Origin of the sequence: Mannheimia pernigra (assembly GCF_013377995.1) — a bacterium.
Lineage (GTDB): Bacteria > Pseudomonadota > Gammaproteobacteria > Enterobacterales > Pasteurellaceae > Mannheimia > Mannheimia pernigra.
On sequence record NZ_CP055305.1, the window covers coordinates 1,525,169 to 1,551,265 of the forward strand.

Sequence of the window (26,097 nt, forward strand, 5' to 3'; positions counted from 1 at the left end):
CTTGAGGCTACAAATATCACATCAAGAGAATAAAATGGAAAAAATAAAAGTTGTACTTGCTACTAGCAATTTAGGTAAAGTCAAAGAGATGGCGGACGTGTTAGCTGAATTTGGTTTTGAGGTGATCGCACAAAGTGAATTTGGTATTGAAACGCCTGAAGAAACGGGATTAACTTTTGTCGAAAATGCGTTAATTAAAGCCAGATTTGCCTCTAAAATCACAGGGCTTCCAGCAATTGCAGATGATTCAGGTTTATCAGTGGAAGCATTAGATGGTGAGCCTGGTTTATATTCTTCTCGCTATGCTGGCGAGCAAGCAACTGATGCGGATAATCGTAAAAAATTATTAACAGTGATGTCGGATAAGGACAATCGCTTAGCGAAATTTGTGAGCTGTATTGTATTTTTAAAACATGAAACTGATCCAACGCCTTACATTGCATTGGGTGAATGTGTTGGAGAAATTTTAACAGAGGAAAGAGGTAAGAATGGGTTTGGTTATGATTCACTCTTTTTCTTTCCGCCTAAAAATCGGAGCTTTGCGGAATTAGAAACTCAAGAGAAAAAAGCAATTTCACATCGTGCTATTGCTTTAGCGCATTTACAACAGCAATTAAGAGGAAATAAATAATGATCATTACAACAACGCCAACTATTGAAGGTAAGCAAATCATTGAATATAAAGGCTTAGTATTTGGTGAGGTAGTATCTGGTGCGAATTTTATTCGTGATTTTTTAGCCGGTATTACCGATATTATTGGTGGACGTGCAGGTGCTTATGAAAGCAAATTGAATAGTTCGCGTCAGCAGGCATTAGCCGAGTTAGAAAAAGAAGCAAAGAAAGTAGGGGCGAATGCCGTGGTTGGTGTTTCAATGGAATACCAATCTATGGGCGGTGATAAAGGTATGTTCATCGTGGTAGCAACAGGTACTGCGGTTGTGCTTCGCTAGTATGTCATCTCATCAACAAACATTAACACCTTATTTCTGGCAAGAAAAATCACTACTGGAGATGAATGAGGCAGAGTGGGAAGCACTGTGCGATGGGTGTGGTAAATGTTGCTATCGTAAATATATTCAAGGTCGGGGTAAACGAGAGCAACTTTATTACACATCGGTAGCCTGTAATTTATTAGATGTAAATACAGGACGCTGCACGAATTACTCAAATCGTTTCATCATTGAGTCTGATTGTACCAAGTTGACCAAAAAGAATTTACCTGATTTTGGCTGGTTGCCGAAAACTTGTGCCTATCGCTTATTATATGAAGGGAAGCCTTTGTATGATTGGCATCCGCTGATCTCAAAAGATCCTAATTCGGTAAAAAATGCAGGTATATTAATTGCTAATGGCATTCACGAAAAAGAGGTAATTGATTGGTTTGAATTTGTGATTGATGAGGTTTGATAAAAGGCGTTTAAAAACGCCTTTTGCTTTGTTTATTCAGCTTTTGCCATTTCAAATTCAATGAGCATCATTAAAATATGAATGACTTTAATATGGATTTCTTGAATGCGATCGGCATAACGGAAATGAGGTACGCGAATTTCCACGTCGGCGAGCCCCTCCATTTGACCGCCATCTTTGCCTGTCATCGCAATAACCTTGATTCCTTTCTCTTTGGCTACTTTAATTGCATTTAATACATTTTTAGAGTTGCCTGAAGTTGATAACCCAAATAACACATCGCCTGTTTGCCCAACGGCTTCCAAATAGCGAGAGAACACAAACTCATAACCAAAGTCGTTACTGACACAGCTTAAATGGCTTACATCAGAAATCGCAATTGCAGGATAGCCAGGGCGATTTTCACGATAACGACCTGTTAATTCTTCGGCAAAGTGCATAGCATCACAGTGAGAGCCCCCGTTACCGCAAGAAATTACTTTTCCGCCTTGTTTAAAACTATTAGCAATCAGTAAAGCTGCTTCTTCAATGAGCTTAATGTTGTTTTCATCAAGCATAAATTTGTCTAACACATCGGCTGCTTCTTGAAGCTCTGCTTTAATTTGTTCTAAATACATCATTTGCTCCTTTTGCAAAAAAATTCTCTTTTTTGACCGCTTGATCGGTTAAAAGTGCGATAAGTTTAGAAGATCAAATCAATCTTGTAAATTAGCTTAGATCAAATAATCGCATTCTTATTGTAAAGAAAATTGTAAACAAAAGTTTCCAAAATTAAAAAATAGCGGTATGATTTGCTTATCAAACTTGCTACGATAGGAAAATATATGACAGCCCAGCTAGAATGCTTTGAGAAGATTATTGGGAAATCAATAAAAATTAAAGAAGTGATTTCTCAAGCTCAGAAATTTGCCAATCTTAATGCACCATTACTTATTCAAGGTGAAACGGGTACAGGAAAAGATCTATTTGCGAAAGCTTGTCATCATTTTAGCACGCGTAGAACGCAAAAATTTATTGCGGTAAATTGTGCAGGGCTGCCCGAAGAAGAAGCAGAAACGGAGATGTTTGGGCATCGTGGTGGTGATTCTGATTCAATTGGTTTTTTTGAATATGCTCACGGCGGTACAGTGCTGCTTGATTCTATTTCGGAATTATCCCTTGAAATGCAGGCAAAATTACTCCGTTTTTTAAATGATGGTTCGTTTAGACGAGTAGGAGAAGATCAGGAAGTCAATGTTGATGTGAGAGTGATTTGTACCTCGCAAAAGCCGTTATCTCAGCTTGTTTTAGCTGGTAAAGTTAGGGAAGATCTCTATCATAGATTAAACGTCTTAACACTAAATTTACCACCGCTGCGTGAGCGTAAAGAAGATATTCCTTTATTAGCCGATTATTTTATTACTCAAGAGAGCAAACGGCTTGGCGTGAGTAAATTAGAATATGATAATGCTTTCTTGCAAGCGTTACAGTGTTATCACTGGCCGGGTAATTTGCGTGAATTTTATAATGCTATTTACCGAGCTTGTACACTTGCACAGGGTTATCAATTAGCGGTAAAAGATTTAAATTTGCCTGATGATAAGGTAGAAGAAAATGAAGTCTCTCTTGAAAATGCAACCCTTGAAGAAATGATGGGACAATATGAGGCACATTTGCTGCAAAAATTCTATTTAGCGTACCCAAGCACACGAAAATTAGCGAAACGCCTAGGGCTTTCACATACAGCGGTCGCTAATAAATTGCGTCAGTATGGCTTAACCAAAAACGGAAATGTTAAAGATGAATAAACTAGCGGTCATTTTTTCAATGATTTTTGCAAGTCTCTGTCTAAATTCAAATGCTTATGCTGCACCGAGCATTCCTAAAGAATTGCAGGCAAATAGTTTGGTTTATTGCACGACTTCGTCGGGGCTGTCATTTAACCCACAAAAATCAGATGTAAGCTCAAATATGAACGTGGTGACCGAACAGATCTACGATAAATTATTTGAATTTAATTCAAAGAAAAATCGCCTTGAGGCAGCATTAGCCGAGAGTTATTCAATTAGTGATGATGGATTAATCATCACTTTGCATTTAAGAAAAAATGTGGCTTTTCATACGACTAAATGGTTTACTCCTACGCGTACGTTAAATGCAGAAGACGTTGTTTTCTCGCTTAATAGAATGATTGGGAAAGAAGGGGATCTACCTGAAGTGGAGATTGTGACAGAGCGTGCATTGAATCATCAACGCCAAAGCTATGTTTACCAAAAAGCAACAAGTCAAATTTATTTTCCTTATTTTGAGAGTGTGGATTTAGTGAATAAAATTGCTCATATCAGCTCGCCTTCAAATCATATTGTGCAGATAGCATTAACTAAGCCAGATTCTTCGTTATTAGCTCATTTAGCCAGCCAATATGCGGTCATTTTGTCTAAAGAATATGCACTACAGCTTAATGCAGATGAAAATTTGGTTCAGCTCGATCTTTTGCCTGTTGGAACAGGTGTTTATCAACTCGACAGTTACGAAAATAATAACTATGTTAGATTAAAACCGAATCCTAATTATTGGGGCAAGAAAGCCTATATTGAAAATATGATTGTTGATTTTTCCACCGAAGCGACGGGAAGAATGGCTAAATTTTTAAATAATGAGTGTGATGTGGTGGCTTTTCCAGAGCCAAGCCAACGCGTGGTTTTAACTGACCAGCAGCTGATTGAGAATAAAGGGGCAAATTTAGTTTATTTAGCCTTTAATATGCAAAAAGAAATTGGGAAAAATCTTGCACTACGCCAACAGATTGCCGCTAGTATCAATCGACAACGAATTGCTGAGAAATTATTTTATAATATGGGTGAAGTGGCTGATAATGTATTGCCCACCGCTTTATGGGCAGAAAAGAATAAAGAGAGCTATTCTTATGATGCTTTAAAGCACAGTGAACAAGCGGTCAAAAAAGGTAAAAATTTTGCAAATATAGACCGCTTGATCTTGTGGGTCATTGATGAAAAACGAGTGTATAATCCACACCCAATTAAAATGGCAGAGATGATTCGATCAGATTTAGCCGCTAAACATTTAGCGGTAGATATTCGCAAAGTCAGCCGTGCGTATTTAGTGCAACAGCTTGAAAATAAAACAGCCGATTATGATTTAATTTTAGGCGGCTGGCTGGCAAATAATCTAGATCCGAATCATTTTCTAGAAGCATTATTAAGTTGTAAAACAGCAGAGACGGTAACTAATTTATCGAATTGGTGTAATGAAGACTTTAATTTCTGGCTAGAGACTGCTCGCTTAAGTAATGATTCAGCATCATCTAACTTATTGTATGAATTTGCACAAAATTTATTAGAAGAACAGTTGCCAATTTTGCCATTAGTTAATGCAAATCGTGTATTAGTGATAAAAAATGGTATTCAACAGGCGGAAATTTCGCCTTTGGGGCAGGTTAAATTATCTGAACTGCGTTTAAGTTCGGAGAATAGAAAAGGGAATTAATATGTTAATAGCCTTTATCCGAAAAATATTTCTTACATTGATTACACTGATTTTTTTATCCATTATCAGCTTTCATATTTTGCTTCGAGATCCGCTAAATCACCTAACAGATCTGAACTGGTTCGATGCTTATTTTAATTATCTAAAATTGTTACTGCGTGGCGATTTTGGCATTAGTTTTAATAATGGACAGCCATTGAGCGAGCAAATTTTACAAGTATTTCCTGCCACTATTACACTTTGTCTATCAGCGTTAATACTTTCGCTTATTGTTGGGATTCCACTTGGCTTTTTTGCCGCTACTCAGCAGAAAAATATGATAGGTAAAATGATGAGTATTTTAGGCTCTTTAAGTTTAGCCGTACCGGTATTTTGGCTTGCTTTAGTCTTGATGTATTATGCCTCGCTGAATCAATGGGCAATTTCTACAATGGGTGAAATCCATCCTATTTATTCTAAGCAAAGTGTAACAGGCTTTTTATTATTAGATATTTGGCTGTCGGATAGCCCTTATAAATTAAAAATGCTACAAAATGCATTACATCATTTAGCTATGCCAACGTTAGTGCTGGCAATTCCAGCAATCCTTGAAATTATGTATGTTACTCAAGCGAGAGCAGCTTATGTTATGAAGCAAAATTATATCAAAATTGCGAAAACACGAGGCTGGACACCATTTAAAATCTGGACAACGCATATTCTCCGTAATACTTTACCTTCCTTAGTGCCGATGATTGCCCGTACGTTTATTCTGATTTTTGCCTTCGGAATGTTAATTGAGAATATTTTCAGTTGGGGGGGGATTGGACGCTGGCTAATCAATGCATTGGCTATTCAAGATTACAATGCTATTTCATCTGGTGTTGTGGCTATTGGTGTGTTTGTTTTATTGGTAGATATGATGACAGGCCTTATTCGAGTGATATTAGACCCTTCAGATAAAAAGGATTGGTATGGCTCTTATTAAAGAACCCGAGCAATTTAGAGAAACGGAATCGTTTAAAAAGTTCTGGCGATATTTTCATCAAGATAAAGTGGCACTTGGCAGCTTTTATCTTTTTGGGTTATTACTCACGCTCGTTTTTTTTGGCAGTTTACTTGCTCCTTATAATTACAATCAGCAGTTTGTTGGTTTAGAATTAATGCCACCATCTTGGGACGATAACGGACAAATCAGCCATTTTCTGGGCACAGATGATTTAGGAAGAGATATTTTAAGCCGTATTATGTATGGTTTTTATTACACCGTTGGCTCAGCGTTAATGATTACGGTGCTAATTGCCGTAATTGGAGGAGGAATCGGTATATTAGCAGGCTTGAAAAAAGGTAAGTCCGTTTGGTTTATTAGCCATTTATTTGATACCTTTTTATTTATGCCCATTTTGCTGATTGCGATTATTATTGCAACCTTAATGGATGCAAGTTTAATGAATGCAATGCTCGCTATTTTCTTAGCTATGTTGCCTCATTTTATCCATAAAATTTATCATGCAACCGAACAGCAACTGAAAAAAGAGTACATTGTAACGCTTAGATTAGATGGTGCAACCCGTTGGTACTTAATTAAGGAAGTCATTATTCCAAATTTAACGGGGGTGGCAATGAAAGCACTTTCCCATATTTTTGTGATTGCTGTGCTAGATATTAGTGCATTAGGCTTTATTATGCTTGGTACGCAAAGCCCAATGCCAGAATGGGGCATAATGATTAGAGAATCGATGGATCTTATCTATGTTGCCCCTTGGACGGTTATTTTACCTGGCTTGGCTATTATTTTTAGCATTTTTAGCATCACAATACTGGGCTCCCGATTAACCGATATTTTTGAACAATACCGCAACATATAAATGTGGCGCATAACATAACAAGCGGTCATTTTCTCACGAAAATTTACATATTAAGGAGTACTTATGGCACTACTGGATATTCGCCATTTAAGTATTGAAATTAACACGCCAAAAGGGCGAGTCAAAATGGTAGATAATATTAATCTTACCGTCGATGCAGGAGAAATTTGCGGTTTGGTGGGAGAGTCAGGCTCTGGAAAAAGTCTGATTGCTAAAGTGATCTGCGGTATTGTTAAAGATGAATGGATTGTGACGGCGGACCGTTTTCGATTTGACGATATTGAATTACTTAAACTCTCGCCAACAGAGCGTCGAAAATTAGTTGGCGATCACATCTCAATGGTATTTCAAGATCCATTGACCAGCCTTGATCCCAGCCAACGAGTGGGTAAACAGCTTATGCAGGCGATTAACTCGAAAGGTAAATGGTGGCGATTTGGTTGGAAAAAGAAAAAAGTGATAGAGTTGCTGCACCGTGTTGGTGTGCGTGACCATAATGATATTATGAATAGTTATCCAAGCGATATTACCGAAGGGGAGGCCCAAAAAGTAATGATTGCAATGGCTGTGGCGAACCAGCCTCGCTTATTGGTTGCAGATGAGCCCACTAATGTGATGGAATCAACCACACAGCTACAAATTTACCGCTTGCTTTCCAGTATGAATAAAAACTTAGGAACCTCTATTTTATTGGTAAGCAATGATATGAAAAGTATTAAAAACTGGGTAGATTCTTACAATGTACTTTATTGTGGGCAAACGGTTGAAATTGCGGATAAAGAAAGTATTTTATCATCCTCCTATCACCCTTACACCAGAGTATTACTGAATAGTTCGCCTGATTTCTCTCAACCACTTGCATTTAAAAGTAGTTTAAATACCTTACGTGGTTCTGTCCCAATGTTGAAAGAAATACCAATTGGTTGTCGTTTAGGGCCTCGTTGTCCTTTTGCTCAGAAAAAATGTATAAATAAACCGCCTTTAGTGAAAGTGAAACAACATGAATTTGCGTGCCATTTTCCAATTAATTTTAGAGAACAAAATTTACTGAAAAATAAACGAGAAAACACGCCATTTATAGTCGCTGAGTTGGGTGAAAAACTTTAGTAAGAGGCTATTGGTAAAAATTATCTAATATAAGACCGCTTGTTATGTTATTGACTTAATGTTACAGGTAGTAGCAGTGTATCTAATACAAAGCTCAGTGGTAAATCAATCACAGCGAGTACAGCTAAAACACCTCCTTCTTGCATAGCTTGGAAATCGTTGGTTACACCTGCATACACACGGTAATTTTTTTCAGCTAAGCTAATCATCGTGCCACAGGCACTTAGATGAAATATTAAACAGAGTAGTGCTATAATTTTACAATCGGTTAATTTCATAAAAAATCTCCAAATATGCGTTCATTCTACGCTATTTCCCTAAAATTTCATTTTAAAAAAGGTTATTTTCAGGCAGAATGTAGCGTGATTTATTTATAATTTAAGAGGATTTATATGCAAACTTACAACATTGCAGTATTAGCTGGTGATGGTATCGGGCCAGAAGTAATGGCTCAAGCCATTAAAGTACTTGAAGCAACACAACAAAAATTTGGTTTTAAATTAAATTTTAACGAATACAACATTGGCGGTGCAGCGATAGATGCTCAAGGTAAAGCTTTACCTGAAAACACGTTAAAAGGCTGTGAGGAAGCTGATGCCATTTTATTTGGCTCAGTAGGCGGACCCAAATGGACACACTTACCGCCAGATGAACAACCTGAGCGTGGCTCATTATTACCATTGCGTAAGCATTTCTCATTGTTTTGTAACCTACGTCCAGCCGCACTTTATAGTGGCTTAGAAAAATTCTGCCCTCTGCGTGCGGATATCGCTTCTAAAGGATTTGATATGATGGTTGTGCGTGAATTAACAGGCGGTATTTACTTTGGTCAGCCAAAAGGCAGAGATGGCGAAGGTTCACAAACTCGTGCCTTTGATACCGAAGTCTATTATAAATATGAAATTGAACGGATTGCACGCGTGGCGTTTGAATCAGCAATGAAGCGTAAAAAACACGTTACTTCTGTAGATAAAGCGAATGTGTTGCAAAGCTCAATTTTGTGGCGTGAAACGGTAACGGACATCGCGAAAGAATACCCGGAAGTCACTTTAGAACATATGTACATTGATAATGCCACAATGCAGCTGATTAAAGCCCCTGAATCTTTTGATATTTTATTATGCTCAAATATTTTCGGCGATATTATTTCAGACGAAGCAGCAATGATTACTGGTTCAATGGGGATGTTGCCTTCTGCAAGCCTAAATGAACAAGGATTTGGCTTGTATGAACCTGCAGGTGGGTCAGCGCCTGATATTGCAGGTAAAAATATTGCTAACCCGATTGCACAGATTTTATCAGCAGCGATGATGCTACGTTATAGTTTCAACTTAAGAGAAGCTGCAGATGCAATTGAAGCCGCAATTCAAAAGGCATTAGTAGATGGTTACCGTACCGCTGATTTAGCCGATGGTAGCAAGCCGCTTTCAACCTCAGAAATGGGGGATATTATTGCGAAAAATATTTAACTTAATTGATTGTAGGGCGAGAGTTTTTTCGCCCTAATATAAACCTTAAAAAATAACTAAGACAAAATGTGTTGATTTTAGAGCAGTGGGCTCATTAATCGTACAATATTTTCGACTAATCCCCACAATTTAATGCGATAACGCCATCCTTTCGGTGTAATAAATTCACTTTGTTCCAAGTATTTTTGTTGAAGCTGAGCAATCTTTTTGGTCATTTCTTTATCATAAATAGCAAGACTGATTTCTAAATTTAAGAAGAAACTTCGCATATCCATATTTACTGTGCCAAAGAGGCTAAATTCACCATCAATTACTAGTGTTTTGGTATGGAGCATTCCTTGATCGAATCTCGCAATTTTAACATTATGTTTAAGTAATAATGGGAAATAAGCTCTCGAAGCATAATGAACCATCGTGGAATCATTTTTTTTCGGTAAAATGAGGGTTACATCAACCCCTCTGCGAGCAGCAGTAGTGAGAGCTAGAAGTAAGGGTTCATTCGGCACAAAATAAGGGGTGGTAATCACAATACTCTTCTTGGCAAGGTGAATAGCACACAAAATGGTTTCGTAAATAATGTTTTCTTCTTGCTCTGGTGCAGAAGGAATCACTTGAGCAATTACATTACCATCATCAGGTGGTGTTAAACCGCTATCTTGCGTTACTTGCTGGTTAAGGTAATCTTTGACTTTCTGTAAATTTACACCATCTTCAACAGCAATATCAGCATAGAGTACCGCTGCCATTTCAAGTACAATAGGGCCTTCACAACGCATCATCACATCAACCCATTCACCGATCCCAGTATCTTTTTTAAATAAGACAGGATCGATTAGATTAAAACTGCCTGTATAACCAATTTGGTAGTCAACCACTAAAATTTTGCGGTGGTTACGTAAATCATTACGCCCGTAAAAGGTTTGCATAATACCAACAGGCAAAGAAGTTTGAATAAATACACCAACTTGTTCTAGTTTTATTCTCCATTCACTTTTAAGAAAAGGGGCACTTCCAACATCATCAGCTAAAATAATGCAGTGAATGCCACGTTCTGCAGCCACTTTTATTGCCTCTAATAGCTTATTGATTTTGCCTTCTGGCTCAATGATATAAAATGCAAGTAGAAAACTCGATTTAGCTTGCTCAATATCTTTAATCATAGACTGAAGAATATCATCTGTTTTACTTAGCAGTTGCATACTATTATTTGAACTGGCTCCCAAGCGAGTGGCTTGTTTTGCCATTCTTTCTATTCCACGAAAAGTAGGCGGGATCTCATTATCAGGATTGAAATGCTTACTCGGCATATATTCTTCAGCAAATTCATCATAGAATCTGATCATTTTTTTTGTTCGGGCAAGACGTTTTTTGCTTACACGAACTTCTCCAACCAGTAAATAGATGAGAATCCCCCCAACAGGGAAAACAAATAAAATAATTAGCCAGGCAATCGCTGTACCAATATTGCGTTGAGTATATAAAACTCTGATCGCAAATATGAGTACAATAATAAAATTAATCAGGAGTAAGACGCCACTCCAAGTAAAAGAAAAAGGCATAAGGTATCCCTATTAATATGGTAGCGATGCTATTTTAGTGAAAAGTCCAACTCAAGTGGATTATGATCTGAGCTTTTCACCATATAGCTTTTTGTAGAATGCACAATAATATCTCGAGTAAAAATATAATCTAGTGGGTAGCCGAACACCGTGATTCGATGATCGGGCGTAATTTCCACTTCGGTAAGATTTAATTCATTAGTTAATTGAAACAACTTTGTTTTGCGTTTTTCATTCCAAGTATTAAAATCGCCCGCTAAAATGACAGCACCTTGATGTTGTTGGATAAGCTCTTTTAAACTATCTAATTGTGTCTGATAACTATGGTTTGTCCAATCAAAATTAATAAGGTGTACATTTATAACAAGTAGTGATTTTCCATTCTCAAATGGAAAATACATCGCAGACATTAGTTTAGGTAGCCTAATTAAAGGCTCTTTCGCACTATTTAAGCAATAACGCTCAGTATCTAATTGGCTTAAATTGAGAATACCTGATTTTTGCTGCTGATACTGAAAAGCAAAAATATGTAAAAAACTATCAAAATGTGAAAGTCGTTCTGGAATTTGCTGCCCAGAAATTGCTTCTTGTAGCAAGATAAAATCTGCTGTCTCTGCGAATGCTTTTAGATCTTTCTGCCAGCCAGAATCTTCCCCTTTATGAATATTCCAATTAAGTAACCGAAAACGTTTATTTAGCGTAGTAGGAGCAGCAGGATTTTGATAGCATTGCCAATAAGAAGAAAATTCTATTTCTTTAAAGATACTTTTCTGGGAATGTTGAAAAATAACCTCAGGTGGAGTGTAGATGGTTAGATTATAGTTCAAAAATAAAGCACTCCCTAATAAAATAGGAATAAACAATAGTAAGCTTTTTTTCATTTTTTATATGTTCAATCATAAACAAGCGGTTTATTTTTGATGAAATTTGGACAATTTTTTTACAAAATTGACCGCTTGTATTTACTAAAGCTAGCCGTCTATTTCTTCGCCAGTCTCAGCCCATTTAAAATTTAATGCCGCAGAATTTAGGCAAAAACGCAATCCTGTTGGAGGTGGACCATCATTAAAAACATGTCCTAGATGTGAACTACAGTTGCCACAACGAATTTCTGTTCTATGTCTGCCTAAACTGTAATCATCTAAATAGCGTAATGCAGTTTCAGAAACGGCTTGATAGAAACTAGGCCAACCACAACCAGCGTCAAATTTAGTATCAGAATGAAAGAGCTCTTGATGACACCTTGCACAACGATAAACACCAACACGGTTTTCATTTAAAAACTTGCCCGTAAAAGGCAGTTCTGTACCTTGGTTTATTAAAATATCAACTTGCTGCTCGGTTAAATCTTTAATCTCTTTCATCATCATTTCCCCTAAAATCATTGCAAAATATTGTAACTTTTTTTTCATTATAAATCGTTATAAATTTCAAAAATTGACATAGATCACAAAAAATTTATCTGTTATATTGGGCGAGTTCTTTTAAGTTGTCAGAAAAGTGAAAAGATGTGTTATAATTCCTGCCATCTTTATTTAGTAGTACATAAAGAACGAATTTTGTTTAACTTTAATATAGGTAGAAAAATCTATGGCAATTAAAATTGGTATTAACGGCTTTGGTCGTATCGGTCGTATCGTTTTTAGAGCAGCACAACAACGTGATGACATTGAAGTTGTAGGTATTAATGACTTAATCGATGTTGATTATATGGCATATATGCTTAAATATGACTCAACTCATGGTCGTTTTGATGGTACTGTTGAAGTTAAAGATGGTCAATTAGTAGTGAACGGTAAATCAATCCGTGTGACTTCTGAGCGTGATCCAGCTAACTTAAAGTGGAACGAGATCGGTGTTGATATTGCCGTTGAAGCAACAGGCTTATTCTTAGATGATGAAACTGCACGTAAGCACATTACAGCAGGTGCAAAAAAAGTTGTTTTAACTGGTCCATCTAAAGATGCAACTCCTATGTTTGTAAACGGCGTAAACTTTGATGCTTATGCAGGTCAAGACATCGTTTCTAACGCTTCTTGTACTACAAACTGCCTAGCTCCATTAGCAAAAGTAATCCATAATAAATTCGGAATTAAAGAAGGTTTAATGACTACTGTACACGCAACTACGGCGACACAAAAAACAGTAGATGGTCCATCAGTGAAAGACTGGCGTGGTGGTCGTGGTGCATCACAAAATATCATTCCTTCATCAACAGGTGCAGCAAAAGCAGTAGGTAAAGTATTACCTGCATTAAATGGTAAATTGACTGGTATGGCTTTCCGTGTTCCTACAACTAACGTTTCTGTTGTAGATTTAACTGTAAATTTAGAAAAACCAGCAACTTATGCTGAAATTTGTGCTGAAATCAAACGTGCTTCAGAGCAGGAAATGAAAGGTATTTTAGGTTACACAGAAGATGCAGTTGTTTCAACAGACTTCAATGGTGCAACTGAAACCTCCGTATTTGATGCAGCAGCAGGTATCGCATTAACAGATACATTTGTTAAATTAGTATCTTGGTACGATAACGAAGTTGGTTATTCAAACAAAGTATTAGACTTAGTCGCTCACGTTTATAACTACAAAGGCTAATGACTCATTTAGGAAAAGATCAAGTTGAAAGACTTGGTCTTTTTTTGTCTTTAATCGATCAAATAAATCCTGCATCTCTCTATTATCCAAGCAATTTTTAAAGCCTATTTCTTTTTCAATTAATAGCGGTATTCATCATATATAGTGCAAAATTATCTTATGGCATCTCGCAAAGAAAGTATAAAATAGCGAAATAATCACTTGTAAACGCACAAAGAAAAAAGAAAGCGGTGTAGCGTCATTATCAGACAGACTTAAAAGGTGTTCTCAATTTCTGCTAACGTTTCAGCCTCTAATCTTTGGTGGTGTTCAAGCGGATCGATATTTTCCGCCATAATGCTCGATATTCTTCCCTAATCTCTCTTGCTTCGGCTAAAGTGATTTTCGGGGTAACTCCTTATTCCTAAATCGCTCTCTTTACCTGTAATAGGCTTTTTATATCTAAACCGCCATAGCTTAGAGCCTTTGCGTTTTTGATTTGGGTATTGTTTAATTCGGTGGTAACTCTAGCCATAAAAATGCACCTAAAATCGCATAGTGCTTTACCAAATAATAAGGGGTTTAAGGGTATGGGTTTCGTACCCTTTTACGTTATACCCTCAAATATACCCCTAAAAAAGGGTATGTAAACGAATGAACACGAAAGAATACGAATGAAAAAATAAATTAAAATCTAGTTTATGCTAGTGTTATCAAGGGTTTTGTGTAAGATTACGAAAGAAGAGTGGAAAATTTGAATTGGTCCCCCCAGCCGGACTTGAACCAGCGACCAAGCGATTATGAGTCGCCTGCTCTAACCACTGAGCTATGGGGGGAATGTATTGGTCGTAGATTATAGAGAAAAACCGAGTAGTCGTCTAGTAGTAGAAAATTACTCGGTTAATTATTAATCGAGTTAGCGAAGAGTTATTCTTCTCGCCAGATCAAAGTAGCCATTCTGCCTGTTTGTTTATCTCGTCGATAAGAAAAAAATAGCTCTGGCTGGCTGTAAGTGCAGTATTCTCCTCCTGAAATATGGGTAATGCCCAGTTTATTGAGGCGTTGAGTTGCAATTTGGTAAAGATTTCCTAAAAACTTACCGCTTGTGGAGCCGTCTTGAATAAATGCTTCTTTTGCTTTTGGATCAAAAGCACAGAATTGCTCCATTATCTCTGTACCGACTTGGAAAGCTTTTTCGCTAATTGCAGGGCCTAGCCAAGCAGAAATTTCACTTCTTGGAGACTGGAATTTTTCAATTGTTGCTTCTAGCACGCCATCACACAGCCCACGCCAGCCTGCGTGAGCTGCTGCGATCTCTTTTCCATTTTGACTTGCGAATAGTACAGGTAAGCAATCTGCTGTCATCACTAAACACACTTGATTAGGCTGATTTGTGTAAACTGCATCTGCCTCAACATTTTCACTTGAATAAGGAATTTCAATCACTTTTGTGCTATGCGTTTGGGTTAAAAACAGCGGGGAGCACGGTAATTGAAATTTCTCTACGAGTAATAAACGATTTTGAGTTACATCTTTTGGTGCATCATTGACGTGTTCGCCTAGGTTAAAACTATCAAAAGGCGGTTTACTGACTCCGCCTGTTCTAACTGTAGTGAATGCGTGAATATGTTTGGGAACGCACCAGTTTGGAATAATCCTATCCATTTGCAAAAAATCTTAAAAAATAACCGCTTGTTATCTACGTACGGCAATAGCTTCGATTTCGATACCGACATCTTTTGGTAATCGAGCCACTTCTACGCAAGAGCGAGCAGGAAAATTTGGATGTTCATATTCTTGGAAAAAGGCTTCATATTCTGCATTTACAACAGCAAAATCATTTAAGTCTTTAACAAATACAGTGGTTTTAACAATATCCGCAACGGTTAGCCCTGCTTGCTCAATGATTGCTTTTACATTATTGAGTGATTGGCGGGTTTGTTGAATGATATCAGTTGGTATTTGACCTGTTTCAGGATTGACTGGTATTTGACCTGATGTTAAAACAAGACTACCTAAATCAACTGCTTGAACGTAAGGTCCGATTGCTGCTGGTGCGTTTTCTGTATGAATGACGGTTGGCATTTTTACTTCTCCTTAATTAATGAAAAATGAATAGATTAATGATAATATCTTTTTCCATTATTTGGAATAAAGAGAATAACGAAATGAGCATTAATGTTTCAGAAATTGTACTACATCAAATTCACAAAACAGAAAGTGAGAATTCAGAATTAAAAACATTTTTACGTGAAAACTTATTAGAAATCTCGCCTGAAGTCGATCAAATGATGTTGCAATTACACCAAGCGTATCAAAGTAAGGCAAAAGCTTATGGTATTTTTAAGCCAGAGTCGGTATTTGCTCAGCAGCTTAATCGTTTGTTAGAAAAAGAAACCGATTTTCTTCCTTTTAGTCACAGTTGTGTAAAAATGTTAGCGGCAGAATTGGCGAAGTATTCATTTGCTGATGGTGGTACCTTTGTTATTTGCCGTTACACTTTTTTGGCCACGGAATATCTTTTTATGGCTTTAATTGATAGTCGTCATTCAATGTTGGTTGACGAGCAGTTAGAGATCAAGCGTACGCAGTATTTAGATATTTTACAATATGATATAGCTTGTCGAATTAATTTAACTGAACTGAAACTTGATGCAACCTCAAACCGTTATTTAACTTTCGTGAAGGGCAGAGTAGGGCGTAAAATTGCTGATTTCTTTATGGATTTCTTAGGTGCAGAAGAAGGTTTTAATCCTCAATTACAAAATCAGACTTTACTGCAGGCTGTAAGTGATTATTGTGAACAAGGCGAATTGTCTTCACCTCAAACCAGGGAAGTGAAAAAGCAGGTTTTTGATTACTGTAAAGAGAAAATCAATAATGGAGATGAGATTGCACTCAATGATCTTTCAAATTCAATGCCAACCTTAAACGATATTGATTTTGCTGAATTTACCCAGAATCAAGAATATGGATTGGAAGAAAGTATTCCCCCAATTCGTAACGCATTAAAAACGCTTACTAAATTTTCAGGTTCAGGTAAAGGAATAACGATCAGTTTTAATACAGAATTATTAGGTGAGCGTTTAATTTGGGATGAACTAAATGATACTTTAACAATCAAAGGGTTACCAGCTAACTTGCGTGATCAGCTCGAACGTAATAAATAATGGAAAATTTTTGCTGGTTTAGGTATTATCTTAATTATATGAATTTTGTATTATCAAAAGGTCAATCTATGAAAATGAAATCTCTTTTATTAACATTATTAGTTGCAATGAGTGTAACTGCCTGTTCAACGGTTGAGAAAGTGGTCTATCGAATTGATGTTCCGCAAGGCAATTACTTAGAGCAAGATAAAATTGCACAACTTAAGGTAGGTATGACACCAGAACAGGTGGAATATTTACTTGGCACACCAATGTTAAGAAATATTTTTGAAACCCATCGTTGGGATTATGTCTTTATTAAACGTGAAGGTTATAAAGCTGCGGAAAAGTACAATTTATTTGTTTACTTTGATGAAAACGGATTAGTTTCAAAAATTGATGATGTCGGTGCAAATTCAAAGTAGAAATAAAATTTTTGATGATTAAAACTGAAAAGCCCATCTTAGCAATGATCTGACCCCAAAAAGTTAGACTGTTATTTAAATGTAGAAGATCAGACTTGATCTGACAATTCACTCTAAAAATTGAGAGTTTCCCGTTTAGAATATGAGTGTCCAAATTCAATCTAAACAAAAAAGGAAACTCTCATGTTTTATTCTAACTGTAATGGTCTAACCTACTGCAATATTCCAAAGACACAACCACATTTAAATCCTTAAACAATCCATTTCAAACTGCATTGGGGAGCGATTTCCTAATGCAGAATGCAGTCGTCTCGGATTGTAAAAATCTTCAATGTATTCCGCCACACAAAGCAATGCTTGCTCGCGTGTCTTAAATCGGTAGCGGTTGAGTTTCTCCGTCTTTAAACTGCGGAAAAAACGCTCTGTTACCGCATTGTCCGTACATTTCCCCGCCCTACTTTGGCTATGCACCATTTTCGCTTCTGTCAGTACGTTCCGAAAGGCTTGGCTGCTGTATTGGGAGCCGCGGTCTGAGTGGAAAATAACGTCCGCAGGGGGCTTGCGGCGGTAGATGGCAAGTCGCAAGGCTTGAACGCATAAGCGGCTATCCGGTGTATCCGATACCGACCAGCCGACAATTAACCGTGAAAACAAATCAATGACGATAGCCAAATACAGCCAGCCCTCATCAGTGGGAATGTAGGTAATGTCGCCTGCCCAAATGGTGTCGGGCATCATTGCACACTGCCCATTTGCACTATTTTCCGCAAAATCGACCACTTGTTTTCGCCAAACTTTAGCTTTCGGGCACTTGGCTTTTATCTCAAGCTCCCGCATTAAACGGCGAGCTTTAAACCGCCCGATTTTTACCCCTAAATCCGTCACCGCCTGTGATAAACGCCGTGAGCCATAGGTTTCACCGCTTGCCTCAAAGACAGATAACAATGTTTCCTGCAAGCTCATCAACGTTTGATTAGGTGGCGATTTTTTCCCAACGGTGGCTGGTGGAGCGATTCAACGAAAAACAACGGGACAGTTGTGCGGGGGAAATGCCTTCTCGCCGTAAATCCACCACATAGGATTTCAAGACTTCTCGAGCACCTTTTTTAGTAAGGCATTGTCGCTACGCAACGGCTCATTCTCCGCCCGTAAACGCTGAATTTCCGGCTGCTCGGCAGAAATCGCCGGAGCTTTAGGGGTAATGCCTTGCTGCTCGGCGAGAAATTGCTGCTTCCAACGATTCAAGGCAGATTGGCTGACTCGCATCATTTTGCACACTTGACTGACGCTATGTTTGCCGTCTAACACCATTTCAACACATTGCTTTTTATACTCAGGGGGTAAAAAGTTTAACCATTTTCTATTCTCCATTTTGAGAGAGTTTATCAAAAATAGTCTTTGGTTTATTGCAGTGGGTTAGGCCATTACACTTAATCAGTTGGAAAGTTAGTCCAACTTTTGGGGTGCAGATCACAAGATGGGCTTCTTTCTTTTTGAATGAAAAATAAGCATTTAGACTTAATTTTTCTTATTTTAATGATAAATTTTTCTAATCACTCTTTTCAAATAGACATTTGCTTGTTAGACTGCACTCATCTTATACACAACATCAAAATTAAAATTCGGGAGTATCAAATGAGTGATTTAAATTGCCTTTTCCAAAAAATTAAACAACGCGATCCTAACCAAGCACCTTTCCATCAAGCAGTTGAAGAAGTGTTTGGTAGCCTTGCGCCATTCCTAGCCAAAAATCCAAAATATACTCAACAAGGTTTATTAGAGCGTATTGTTGAGCCAGAACGTGTAATCAGCTTCCGTGTGACTTGGGTCGATGATAAAGGTCAAGTTCAAGTAAATCGTGGATATCGTGTACAAATGAGCTCGGCGATTGGTCCATATAAAGGTGGTATTCGCTTCCATCCAACTGTAGATTTAGGCGTATTAAAATTCTTGGCTTTTGAACAGGTATTCAAAAATGCTTTAACAACATTACCGATGGGCGGCGGTAAAGGTGGTTCTGATTTTGATCCTAAAGGAAAATCTGACGCTGAAGTAATGCGTTTCTGCCAAGCATTTATGAGTGAATTATTCCGCCATATTGGTGCGGATACTGACGTACCAGCAGGTGATATTGGTGTAGGTGGTCGTGAAATCGGCTATATGTTCGGCCAATACAAAAAATTAACTAACGAATTCACTTCTGTTTTAACCGGTAAATCATTAACTTGGGGCGGTAGCTTAATTCGTCCAGAAGCAACTGGTTACGGTGCAGTTTATTTTGCTGAATCAATGTTAGCCACTCGAGGTCAAGAAATTGATGGAAAACGAGTGGTTATTTCAGGCTCTGGTAACGTAGCACAGTATGCGGCAGAAAAAGTGATTCAAAAAGGCGGTAAAGTGTTAACCGTATCAGATTCAAACGGCTATGTATTATTCCCAGAATCTGGTATGACAGAAGCTCAATTATCGGCATTATTAGAGCTTAAAAATGAACGTCGTGAGCGTCTATCTGTTTACGCTCAAGAACAAGGCTTAACATACTTCGAAGGTCAAAAACCGTGGGGAGTAAAATGTGAAATTGCATTACCTTGTGCAACACAAAATGAATTAGATACAGAAGATGCTAAAGAATTGGTGAAAAACGGTTGTGTATGCGTGGCAGAAGGTGCAAATATGCCAACTACATTAGGTGGTGTTGAAGTCTTTATTGGTGCTAAAATCCTTTATGCTCCAGGTAAAGCAGCTAACGCGGGTGGTGTAGCAACTTCAGGCTTAGAAATGAGTCAAAATGCAATTCGCTTATCGTGGAGCCGTGAAGAAGTAGATGAACGCTTATTCAACATTATGAAATCTATTCATGAAAACTGTGTAGAAAATGGTACAGAATCAGATGGATTTATTAACTATGTAAACGGTGCAAACATCGCAGGCTTCAAAAAAGTGGCAAATGCAATGTTAGATCAAGGTATCGTCTAATTGCTCATTTTATACTAGCCCTCATTATTTGAGGGCTTTTTCATTTGAACTAATCTAAAACGCTACGCTTTCTTTTAAGTTTACCGTTAAATTAAAGACTAAATTATCTTTTGAGCCATCTTTACTATCTAAACAGAAATAGCCTTCACGTTCAAATTGATAGCCTTGTTCCGCTTTCGCATTCGCTAAACTTGGCTCAACAAAACCGTATTTTACTACTAAAGATTGTGGATTTAGCACTTCATTAAGATCCTCTGCTGCACTTGGATTTGCAACGGTAAATAAACGGTCATAAATACGGAATTCGGCAGGTTTATTATCTTCTGCGGAAACCCAGTGAATTACACCTTTTACTTTACGTCCATCACTAGGATTTTTACCCAATGTTTCAGAATCGTATGTGCAAAAAATGGTAGTAATTTGACCGCTTGCATCTTTTTCCACACGTTCCGCTTTAATCACATAGGCATTACGTAAACGCACTTCTTTACCCAATACTAAACGTTTGTATTGCTTATTTGCTTCTTCACGAAAATCGGCTTCATCAATATAAATCTCTCGAGTAAAGGGTAAATCACGCTCGCCTAACTCTGGACGGTTAGGGTGATTCGGGGCTTTTAAGATCTCTTTTTCGCCAAAGTTTTCAATGACCACGCGTACAGGGTTGATCACAGCCATTGCCCGAGGTGCATTTTCATTTAAATCTTCACGGATACAAGCCTCAAGTGCTGAATATTCCACCACGTTATCTTGCTTAGTCACACCAATGCGGCGGCAAAATTCACGCAGAGCAGCAGGGGTGTAACCACGGCGGCGTAAGCCTGAAATGGTTGGCATACGAGGGTCATTCCAACCATCAACAATCCCATCTGTAACTAATTTTAACAATTTACGCTTAGAGGTTAATGTGCCTTCTAAATTTAAACGTGAAAATTCATACTGATGCGGTAATGGACGTTGAATGCTGATATTTTCTAATATCCAATCATACAAACGGCGATTATCTTGGAACTCTAATGTACAAATTGAGTGAGTAATTCGCTCAATGGCATCAGAGATACAGTGGGTGAAATCATACATAGGGTAAATGCACCATTTATCGCCTGTTTGATGATGTGAAGCAAATTTTACACGATAAAGCACAGGGTCACGCATTACAATGAATGGTGATGCCATATCAATTTTTGCTCGTAGGCTTGCTTTACCTTCTGCAAATTCACCATTTTTCATTTTTTCAAATAATGCCAAGTTTTCTTCTACAGAACGATCACGATATGGGCTATTTTTACCTGGCTCGGTTAACGTACCACGATATTCACGCATTTCCTCGGGTGATAATTCGCACACATAAGCTAATCCTTTATTGATTAACTCAATAGCATAACCATAAAGTTGGTCAAAATAATCTGACGCATAACGTGGCTCGCCTTCCCATTTAAAGCCTAACCATTCAACATCTCGTTTGATGGAATCTACATATTCAACATCTTCTTTAACTGGATTTGTGTCATCAAAACGCAGGTTACATTTGCCGTTATACTCTTGAGCGATACCAAAGTTTAAGCAGATGGATTTGGCGTGACCAATATGTAAATAGCCGTTCGGTTCAGGAGGGAAGCGAGTGTAAACATTGTTATGTTTACCGCTTGCTAAGTCTTCATCAATAATATGGGTAATAAAATTGGCTCGAGTTTCTGTTTCAGCCGTTAAAATTTCTTCGCTCATAGTTCTCTCTAATTTTCTCAATTAAAATAACGGTTTATTCTACACGTTATTGCGATAATCTAAAAGACCTTGCAGGGTCTGAATTAATATCTGTTAGCAGTGTAATATCTAACCAGTTAAAAGGTGTCTATAAAAAAATCAGAAATTCTGCTTGCACAAATTTCTAAAATTACTTATCTTAAATGGAAATGTACTATTATGATAGTACGAAAACATAATTATTGTAGGAGTGTGTATGAAATTTCGTAAAATATTATTAGTTGCCGCATTAAGTGCATTTTCTGTCGCTGCATTTAGTCAAGATAAAATTCAAAATGTTGCTATTACTGCGATTGTGGAACATCCTGCATTAGATTCTATTCGTAAAGGAATCATTGAAGAACTTGAGCGTGAAGGTTTTGTTGATGGTAAAAATATCAAAATTGACTATCAATCAGCACAAGGTAGCACTGCAACAGCCGCTCAAATTGCACGTAAATTTGTAGGTGATAAAGCCGATATCATTATTCCTATTACTACACCTTCAGCACAGCCTGTAGTGGCAGCAACTCGTTCTATTTCAATTGTGTTCTCTGGTGTAACTGATCCTGTTTCAGCAAAATTAGTGAAATCGTGGGAACCTTCAGGTACGAATGTAACAGGAATTTCAGATCACAAGCCTATTGCACCACAAGTGAAATTAATTAAAACTTTAGTGCCGGAATTAAAGTCGGTCGGCTATGTTTATAGTGCAGGAGAAGTTAATTCTACAATTGTATTGGAAGAGCTAAAAGAAGAGGCTAAAAAACAAGGATTTAATGTTATAGCTGTTGCAGTTCAACGTAGTGCAGATATTGGCACCGCCGCTCGCAGCTTGAACGGTAAAGTACAAGCAATTTATATTTCAGAAGACAATGGTGTCGTTTCTGCTTATGAGGCGTTACATAAAGCGGCTTTAGAGGCTAAAATTCCTGTGATTGCCTCAGACCGTGATACCGTTAAGCGTGGAGCACTTGCAGCGTATGCTGTAAACCAGTATGATATTGGTGTTGCAACGGGTAAAAGTGCAGCACGTATATTAAGAGGCGAGAAACCAGGTTCAATTCCAACACAAGAAGTGAATCAATTAGAGCTTTCTATTAATACAAATACAGCGAAAGAGCTAGGTATTAGCTTGCCGCACAATTTATTAAAAGAAGCAAAAGAAACCTTTTAATCATATTAAATAATAACTTTTGTATGGTTATTATCAGTACAATTTAAAATAATATAAGGAGTATGTTATGGGCTGGATTGCTGCAATTATTGTCGGTGCTATTATTGGTTGGTTAGCATCCATTGTAATGAAAAGTGAAGGTGGTCTTTGTAAAAATATCATTGTAGGTATTGTAGGTTCATCTTTAGGACGTTGGTTATTTGGTGACGTATTAGGAATTGGTTCTGCGTATAACGCAGGCGATTTTAACGTAGTTGGCATCTTTTTCGGTGTGTTAGGTGCGGCATTGTTAATTTTTATTTTAAGAAAATTAAGCATTTTTAATTAATATAAAAGTTAAAAGCGGGTAGTTATAAAAATAACTGCCCGTTTTGTTTTTTTAAATTTACAAACTAAACTGATTGCGTTTAGTTTATCCATTTTCTCTCTTCTTTATATTGTAATTTCTGTTGAGGCTTGCTATCGTAAAATAGTATATTGAAAATCAATTAAAAGAAATAATTATTAAAAATTAGGTAATAAACTATGGGAAAATCACTCGTTATTGTGGAATCTCCAGCGAAAGCGAAAAAAATTAATCAATATCTTGGTAGCAACTACGTCGTAAAATCAAGCGTAGGGCATATCCGTGATTTACCGAAAAGCGGCAGTGATGAAAAATCAGAAAAAGCAAAACCGATTTCAATCAAAGGTTTAAGTGCAGAAGAAAAAGCAAAAGTAAAGGCAGAAAAAGAACGTACAGCCTTAGTAAAGCGTATGGGAATTGATCCATATAACGGCTGGAAAGCGAATTATCAAATTATGCCAGATAAAGAGAAGGTTGTTTCTGAATTAAAATCGCTGGCGAAAAAAGCCGATCATATCTATCTGGCAACCGATTTGGATAGAGAAGGAGAGGCGATTGCTTGGCATTTACGTGAGATCATTGGTGGAGAGGATAGCCGTTTTAGCCGTGTGGTATTTAATGAGATAACGAAGGACGCGATTAAAAAAGCTTTTGAAGCTCCGCAACCACTCAATATTGATCGCGTCAATTCTCAACAAACTCGCCGATTTTTAGATCGTGTCGTGGGTTTTATGGTTTCTCCGTTATTGTGGAAAAAAGTTGCTCGTGGCTTATCAGCAGGGCGTGTGCAATCTGTTGCAGTGAAACTTCTTGTTGAGCGTGAGCGTGAAATTAAGGCATTTCAAAGCGAAGAGTTTTGGACAATTTTAGCCAATACGCAAATTAATCGTAAAAAATTACCGCTTGAATTAACCTCTTATAAAGGTAAAAAGTTCTCAGCTGAGAATGAAAAAGAAGCAAATATTGCAGCCCACGCTTTAGAGCAAAGTGATTTTATTGTTTCTAACATTGAATCAAAAGAAACGAGCTCTCGAGCTTCTGCACCATTCATTACGTCATCGTTACAACGTGCCGCAAGTACACGTTTAGGCTTTGGAGTAAAGAAAACTATGATGTTAGCGCAACGTTTGTATGAAGCTGGTTATATTACTTATATGCGTACTGACTCTACAAACTTAAGCGGTGAAGCGTTGGCAATGGCTCGTCACTACATTCAAGAGAATTTTGGTGCAAATTACTTGCCTGAAAAAGCTAATGTGTATCGTAGCAAAGGCAATGCACAAGAAGCACACGAGGCAATTCGTCCGTCTGATGTGAATGTAAATATGGCAGATTTGAAAGGAATGGATAAGGATGCTGAGCGTTTATATGATTTAATTTGGCGTCGTTTTTTAGCTTGTCAAATGTTACCTGCTCGTTATGATTCTACCTCACTAACCGTTCGTGCGGGTGATTACGAATTAAAAGCGAATGGGCGTGTTATGCGTTTTGATGGCTGGACAAAAATATTACCAGTGCAAGGTAAAAACCCTGAAGATCAAGAATTACCCGCAGTAGAAATAAATCAAAAATTAAAACTTGATGAGGTTGTACCAACTCAGCATTTCACTAAACCGCCAGCACGTTTTAATGAGGCTTCATTGGTAGCAGAGCTTGAAGAACGCAAAATTGGCCGCCCTTCAACTTACGCCTCAATTATCTCAACTATTCAAGAACGTGGCTATGTTCGTACCGAAAACAAGCGTTTTTATGTGGAGAAAATTGGTGAAGTGGTAACAGATCGTTTAAATCAATCCTTTAAAGATTTAATGAATTACGATTTTACTGCCAATATGGAAGAAGTGCTCGACCAGATTGCAGAAGGGAACAAGAATTGGAAAGAGGAATTAAATACGTTCTTTAAACATTTTTCCGAAGAGCTAACACAGGCTGAATTAGATGAGCTAGAAGGTGGAATGAAACCAAATAGTCTCGTTCCAACTGAAATTGATTGTCCGACCTGTGCTAGAAAAATGGCAATTCGTACTGCCTCTACAGGTGTTTTTTTAGGTTGTACAGGCTATGCCTTGCCACCGAAAGAGCGTTGTAAAACGACAATGAATTTAATTCCAGAGGCTGAGTTTCTAAATGTATTAGATGCTGATTCAGAAGCTAAAGCATTAATGGCTCGCAAGCGTTGCCCGAAATGTGATGCTGCGATGGATAGCTATGTAATTGATATTGAGCGTAAATTGCACGTTTGTGGTAATAATCCGAATTGCGATGGACATATTGTTGAGCAAGGTTCATTTAAAATTAAGGGTTATGATGGGCCTGTTGTAGAATGTGATAAATGTGGTGCAGATATGCACCTAAAATTAGGTCGATTTGGCAAATATATGGGCTGCACGAGTTGTGATAATACCCGTAAAGTATTGAAAAATGGTGAAGTTGCACCACCACGAGAGGATCCTGTTGCCTTCCCTGAATTAAAATGTGAAAAAGCAGATGCGTATTTTGTTTTAAGAGATGGGGCAAGTGGCGTATTTATGTCTGCCCACAACTTCCCGAAAGTACGCGAAAGCCGAGCACCAAAAGTGGCGGAGCTTGCGAAATATCGTGATAGATTGCCTGAAAAATTGCAATATCTTGCTGATGCGCCACAGACAGATCCTGAAGGCAATGAGGCGATTATTCGCTTTAGTCGTAAAGAGAAGCGTCAATATGTGACTTCAGAGAAAAATGGTAAAGTGACTAAATGGGCTGTTGATTACGTTGATGGTAAATGGGTAGAGCGTGCTAAATAATCTGTGAAGAGATCTACAAGCGGTTAAGTTTCGTTACACTTTTGC

General features: G+C 37.7%; 26 protein-coding genes and 1 tRNA gene. 16 read left to right on the forward strand and 11 right to left on the reverse strand.

Features of this window, described 5'->3' with window-relative positions:
• Nucleotides 1-34: 34 nt before the first annotated feature.
• The 3 genes from rdgB to HV560_RS07340 are packed head-to-tail and all read left to right on the forward strand — an operon-like array spanning nt 35 to nt 1,408.
• Nucleotides 35-631 carry an RdgB/HAM1 family non-canonical purine NTP pyrophosphatase gene (rdgB, locus tag HV560_RS07330; protein WP_176808394.1) on the forward strand — a complete coding sequence of 199 codons (597 nt, stop codon included), beginning with the start codon at nt 35-37 and terminating at the stop codon, nt 629-631.
• Nucleotides 631-951 (forward strand): YbjQ family protein, encoded by a 321-nt coding sequence (locus tag HV560_RS07335; protein ID WP_159629840.1) that lies wholly within the window; start codon nt 631-633, stop codon nt 949-951. Before rdgB ends, HV560_RS07335 begins: the two co-directional genes overlap by 1 nt.
• A gap of 1 nt (nt 952) precedes the next feature.
• Nucleotides 953-1,408, forward strand: a complete 456-nt coding sequence (locus HV560_RS07340; protein ID WP_176808395.1) for a YcgN family cysteine cluster protein — start codon at nt 953-955, stop codon at nt 1,406-1,408.
• Nucleotides 1,409-1,440: 32 nt separating this feature from the next.
• Here the strand turns inward: HV560_RS07340 and lpcA are convergent, their stop codons facing one another.
• On the reverse strand, nt 1,441-2,025 hold the full coding sequence (gene lpcA / locus HV560_RS07345; RefSeq protein ID WP_176809021.1) for a D-sedoheptulose 7-phosphate isomerase: 585 nt from the start codon (nt 2,023-2,025) through the stop codon (nt 1,441-1,443).
• 207 nt (nt 2,026-2,232) lie between these two features.
• On the opposite strand from lpcA, the gene HV560_RS07350 reads away from it, so the two are divergent.
• From HV560_RS07350 to HV560_RS07370, 5 genes are all read left to right on the forward strand, one after another.
• Nucleotides 2,233-3,195, forward strand: coding sequence for a sigma 54-interacting transcriptional regulator (locus HV560_RS07350; RefSeq protein ID WP_176808396.1), 963 nt, complete (start codon nt 2,233-2,235; stop codon nt 3,193-3,195).
• On the forward strand, nt 3,179-4,894 hold the full coding sequence (locus tag HV560_RS07355; RefSeq protein WP_176812546.1) for an ABC transporter substrate-binding protein: 1,716 nt from the start codon (nt 3,179-3,181) through the stop codon (nt 4,892-4,894). The genes HV560_RS07350 and HV560_RS07355 overlap by 17 nt, the downstream gene beginning before the upstream one ends.
• Before the next feature lies 1 nt (nt 4,895).
• Nucleotides 4,896-5,861, forward strand: a complete 966-nt coding sequence (locus HV560_RS07360; protein ID WP_176808398.1) for an ABC transporter permease — start codon at nt 4,896-4,898, stop codon at nt 5,859-5,861.
• The gene (locus HV560_RS07365) at nt 5,848-6,741 is read left to right on the forward strand and encodes an ABC transporter permease subunit (protein WP_176808399.1); all 894 of its coding nucleotides are present in this window, start codon (nt 5,848-5,850) and stop codon (nt 6,739-6,741) included. Before HV560_RS07360 ends, HV560_RS07365 begins: the two co-directional genes overlap by 14 nt.
• A 63-nt stretch (nt 6,742-6,804) precedes the next feature.
• Nucleotides 6,805-7,848 carry a peptide ABC transporter ATP-binding protein gene (locus HV560_RS07370; protein ID WP_159629852.1) on the forward strand — a complete coding sequence of 348 codons (1,044 nt, stop codon included), beginning with the start codon at nt 6,805-6,807 and terminating at the stop codon, nt 7,846-7,848.
• A 47-nt stretch (nt 7,849-7,895) separates the two neighbouring features.
• On the opposite strand, the gene HV560_RS07375 is transcribed toward HV560_RS07370, so the two are convergent.
• Nucleotides 7,896-8,126 carry a YceK/YidQ family lipoprotein gene (locus tag HV560_RS07375; RefSeq protein WP_176809953.1) on the reverse strand — a complete coding sequence of 77 codons (231 nt, stop codon included), beginning with the start codon at nt 8,124-8,126 and terminating at the stop codon, nt 7,896-7,898.
• A gap of 114 nt (nt 8,127-8,240) precedes the next feature.
• Between HV560_RS07375 and leuB the strand changes: the two genes are divergently transcribed.
• Nucleotides 8,241-9,317: a 3-isopropylmalate dehydrogenase gene (gene leuB, locus HV560_RS07380; RefSeq protein WP_176808401.1), complete on the forward strand. Its 1,077-nt coding sequence runs from the start codon at nt 8,241-8,243 to the stop codon at nt 9,315-9,317.
• Nucleotides 9,318-9,394: 77 nt separating this feature from the next.
• On the opposite strand, the gene cls is transcribed toward leuB, so the two are convergent.
• From cls to msrB, 3 genes are all read right to left on the reverse strand, one after another.
• On the reverse strand, nt 9,395-10,876 hold the full coding sequence (gene cls, locus HV560_RS07385) for a cardiolipin synthase (protein WP_176808402.1): 1,482 nt from the start codon (nt 10,874-10,876) through the stop codon (nt 9,395-9,397).
• Between the two features lie 29 nt (nt 10,877-10,905).
• Nucleotides 10,906-11,757 carry an endonuclease/exonuclease/phosphatase family protein gene (locus HV560_RS07390; protein WP_176809956.1) on the reverse strand — a complete coding sequence of 284 codons (852 nt, stop codon included), beginning with the start codon at nt 11,755-11,757 and terminating at the stop codon, nt 10,906-10,908.
• A 90-nt stretch (nt 11,758-11,847) separates the two neighbouring features.
• Nucleotides 11,848-12,243, reverse strand: coding sequence for a peptide-methionine (R)-S-oxide reductase MsrB (gene msrB, locus HV560_RS07395; protein ID WP_176812849.1), 396 nt, complete (start codon nt 12,241-12,243; stop codon nt 11,848-11,850).
• Between the two features lie 223 nt (nt 12,244-12,466).
• Here msrB and gap point away from each other — a divergent pair, with 223 nt between their 5' ends.
• Complete coding sequence (gap, locus tag HV560_RS07400) at nt 12,467-13,471, forward strand: type I glyceraldehyde-3-phosphate dehydrogenase (RefSeq protein WP_176808404.1); 1,005 nt, start codon at nt 12,467-12,469, stop codon at nt 13,469-13,471.
• Between the two features lie 739 nt (nt 13,472-14,210).
• Here the strand turns inward: gap and HV560_RS07405 are convergent.
• The 3 genes from HV560_RS07405 to HV560_RS07415 all read right to left on the reverse strand — a co-directional run bounded on the left by HV560_RS07405 (nt 14,211) and on the right by HV560_RS07415 (nt 15,535).
• A tRNA-Ile gene (locus HV560_RS07405) sits at nt 14,211-14,286 on the reverse strand.
• A gap of 91 nt (nt 14,287-14,377) precedes the next feature.
• Nucleotides 14,378-15,115 (reverse strand): peptidoglycan editing factor PgeF, encoded by a 738-nt coding sequence (pgeF, locus tag HV560_RS07410; protein ID WP_176808405.1) that lies wholly within the window; start codon nt 15,113-15,115, stop codon nt 14,378-14,380.
• A gap of 30 nt (nt 15,116-15,145) precedes the next feature.
• Nucleotides 15,146-15,535, reverse strand: coding sequence for a RidA family protein (locus tag HV560_RS07415; RefSeq protein WP_176808406.1), 390 nt, complete (start codon nt 15,533-15,535; stop codon nt 15,146-15,148).
• Nucleotides 15,536-15,618: 83 nt separating this feature from the next.
• Here HV560_RS07415 and yejK point away from each other — a divergent pair, with 83 nt between their 5' ends.
• Both yejK and bamE read left to right on the forward strand, forming a co-directional pair.
• Nucleotides 15,619-16,620 carry a nucleoid-associated protein YejK gene (gene yejK / locus HV560_RS07420; RefSeq protein ID WP_176808407.1) on the forward strand — a complete coding sequence of 334 codons (1,002 nt, stop codon included), beginning with the start codon at nt 15,619-15,621 and terminating at the stop codon, nt 16,618-16,620.
• Nucleotides 16,621-16,688: 68 nt separating this feature from the next.
• Nucleotides 16,689-17,024, forward strand: a complete 336-nt coding sequence (gene bamE, locus HV560_RS07425; protein ID WP_176808408.1) for an outer membrane protein assembly factor BamE — start codon at nt 16,689-16,691, stop codon at nt 17,022-17,024.
• A 243-nt stretch (nt 17,025-17,267) separates the two neighbouring features.
• Here bamE and HV560_RS07430 read toward each other — a convergent pair whose 3' ends face one another.
• Nucleotides 17,268-17,987: an IS3 family transposase gene (locus HV560_RS07430; RefSeq protein WP_176812547.1), complete on the reverse strand. Its 720-nt coding sequence runs from the start codon at nt 17,985-17,987 to the stop codon at nt 17,268-17,270.
• Between the two features lie 120 nt (nt 17,988-18,107).
• Nucleotides 18,108-18,395 (reverse strand): transposase, encoded by a 288-nt coding sequence (locus HV560_RS07435; protein WP_176812548.1) that lies wholly within the window; start codon nt 18,393-18,395, stop codon nt 18,108-18,110.
• Nucleotides 18,396-18,659: 264 nt separating this feature from the next.
• Between HV560_RS07435 and gdhA the strand changes: the two genes are divergently transcribed.
• A complete protein-coding gene (gene gdhA / locus HV560_RS07440; RefSeq protein ID WP_176808411.1) occupies nt 18,660-20,000 on the forward strand; it encodes an NADP-specific glutamate dehydrogenase in 1,341 nt (446 codons plus the stop codon).
• A 54-nt stretch (nt 20,001-20,054) separates the two neighbouring features.
• Here the strand turns inward: gdhA and glnS are convergent, their stop codons facing one another.
• Nucleotides 20,055-21,725: a glutamine--tRNA ligase gene (gene glnS, locus HV560_RS07445; RefSeq protein WP_176812549.1), complete on the reverse strand. Its 1,671-nt coding sequence runs from the start codon at nt 21,723-21,725 to the stop codon at nt 20,055-20,057.
• A gap of 235 nt (nt 21,726-21,960) precedes the next feature.
• Between glnS and HV560_RS07450 the strand changes: the two genes are divergently transcribed.
• The 3 genes from HV560_RS07450 to topA all read left to right on the forward strand — a co-directional run bounded on the left by HV560_RS07450 (nt 21,961) and on the right by topA (nt 26,052).
• A complete protein-coding gene (locus HV560_RS07450; RefSeq protein WP_176812550.1) occupies nt 21,961-22,920 on the forward strand; it encodes an ABC transporter substrate-binding protein in 960 nt (319 codons plus the stop codon).
• A gap of 67 nt (nt 22,921-22,987) precedes the next feature.
• Nucleotides 22,988-23,248: a GlsB/YeaQ/YmgE family stress response membrane protein gene (locus tag HV560_RS07455; RefSeq protein ID WP_159630246.1), complete on the forward strand. Its 261-nt coding sequence runs from the start codon at nt 22,988-22,990 to the stop codon at nt 23,246-23,248.
• 197 nt (nt 23,249-23,445) lie between these two features.
• Nucleotides 23,446-26,052 (forward strand): type I DNA topoisomerase, encoded by a 2,607-nt coding sequence (gene topA / locus HV560_RS07460; RefSeq protein WP_176812551.1) that lies wholly within the window; start codon nt 23,446-23,448, stop codon nt 26,050-26,052.
• Nucleotides 26,053-26,097: the final 45 nt, after the last annotated feature.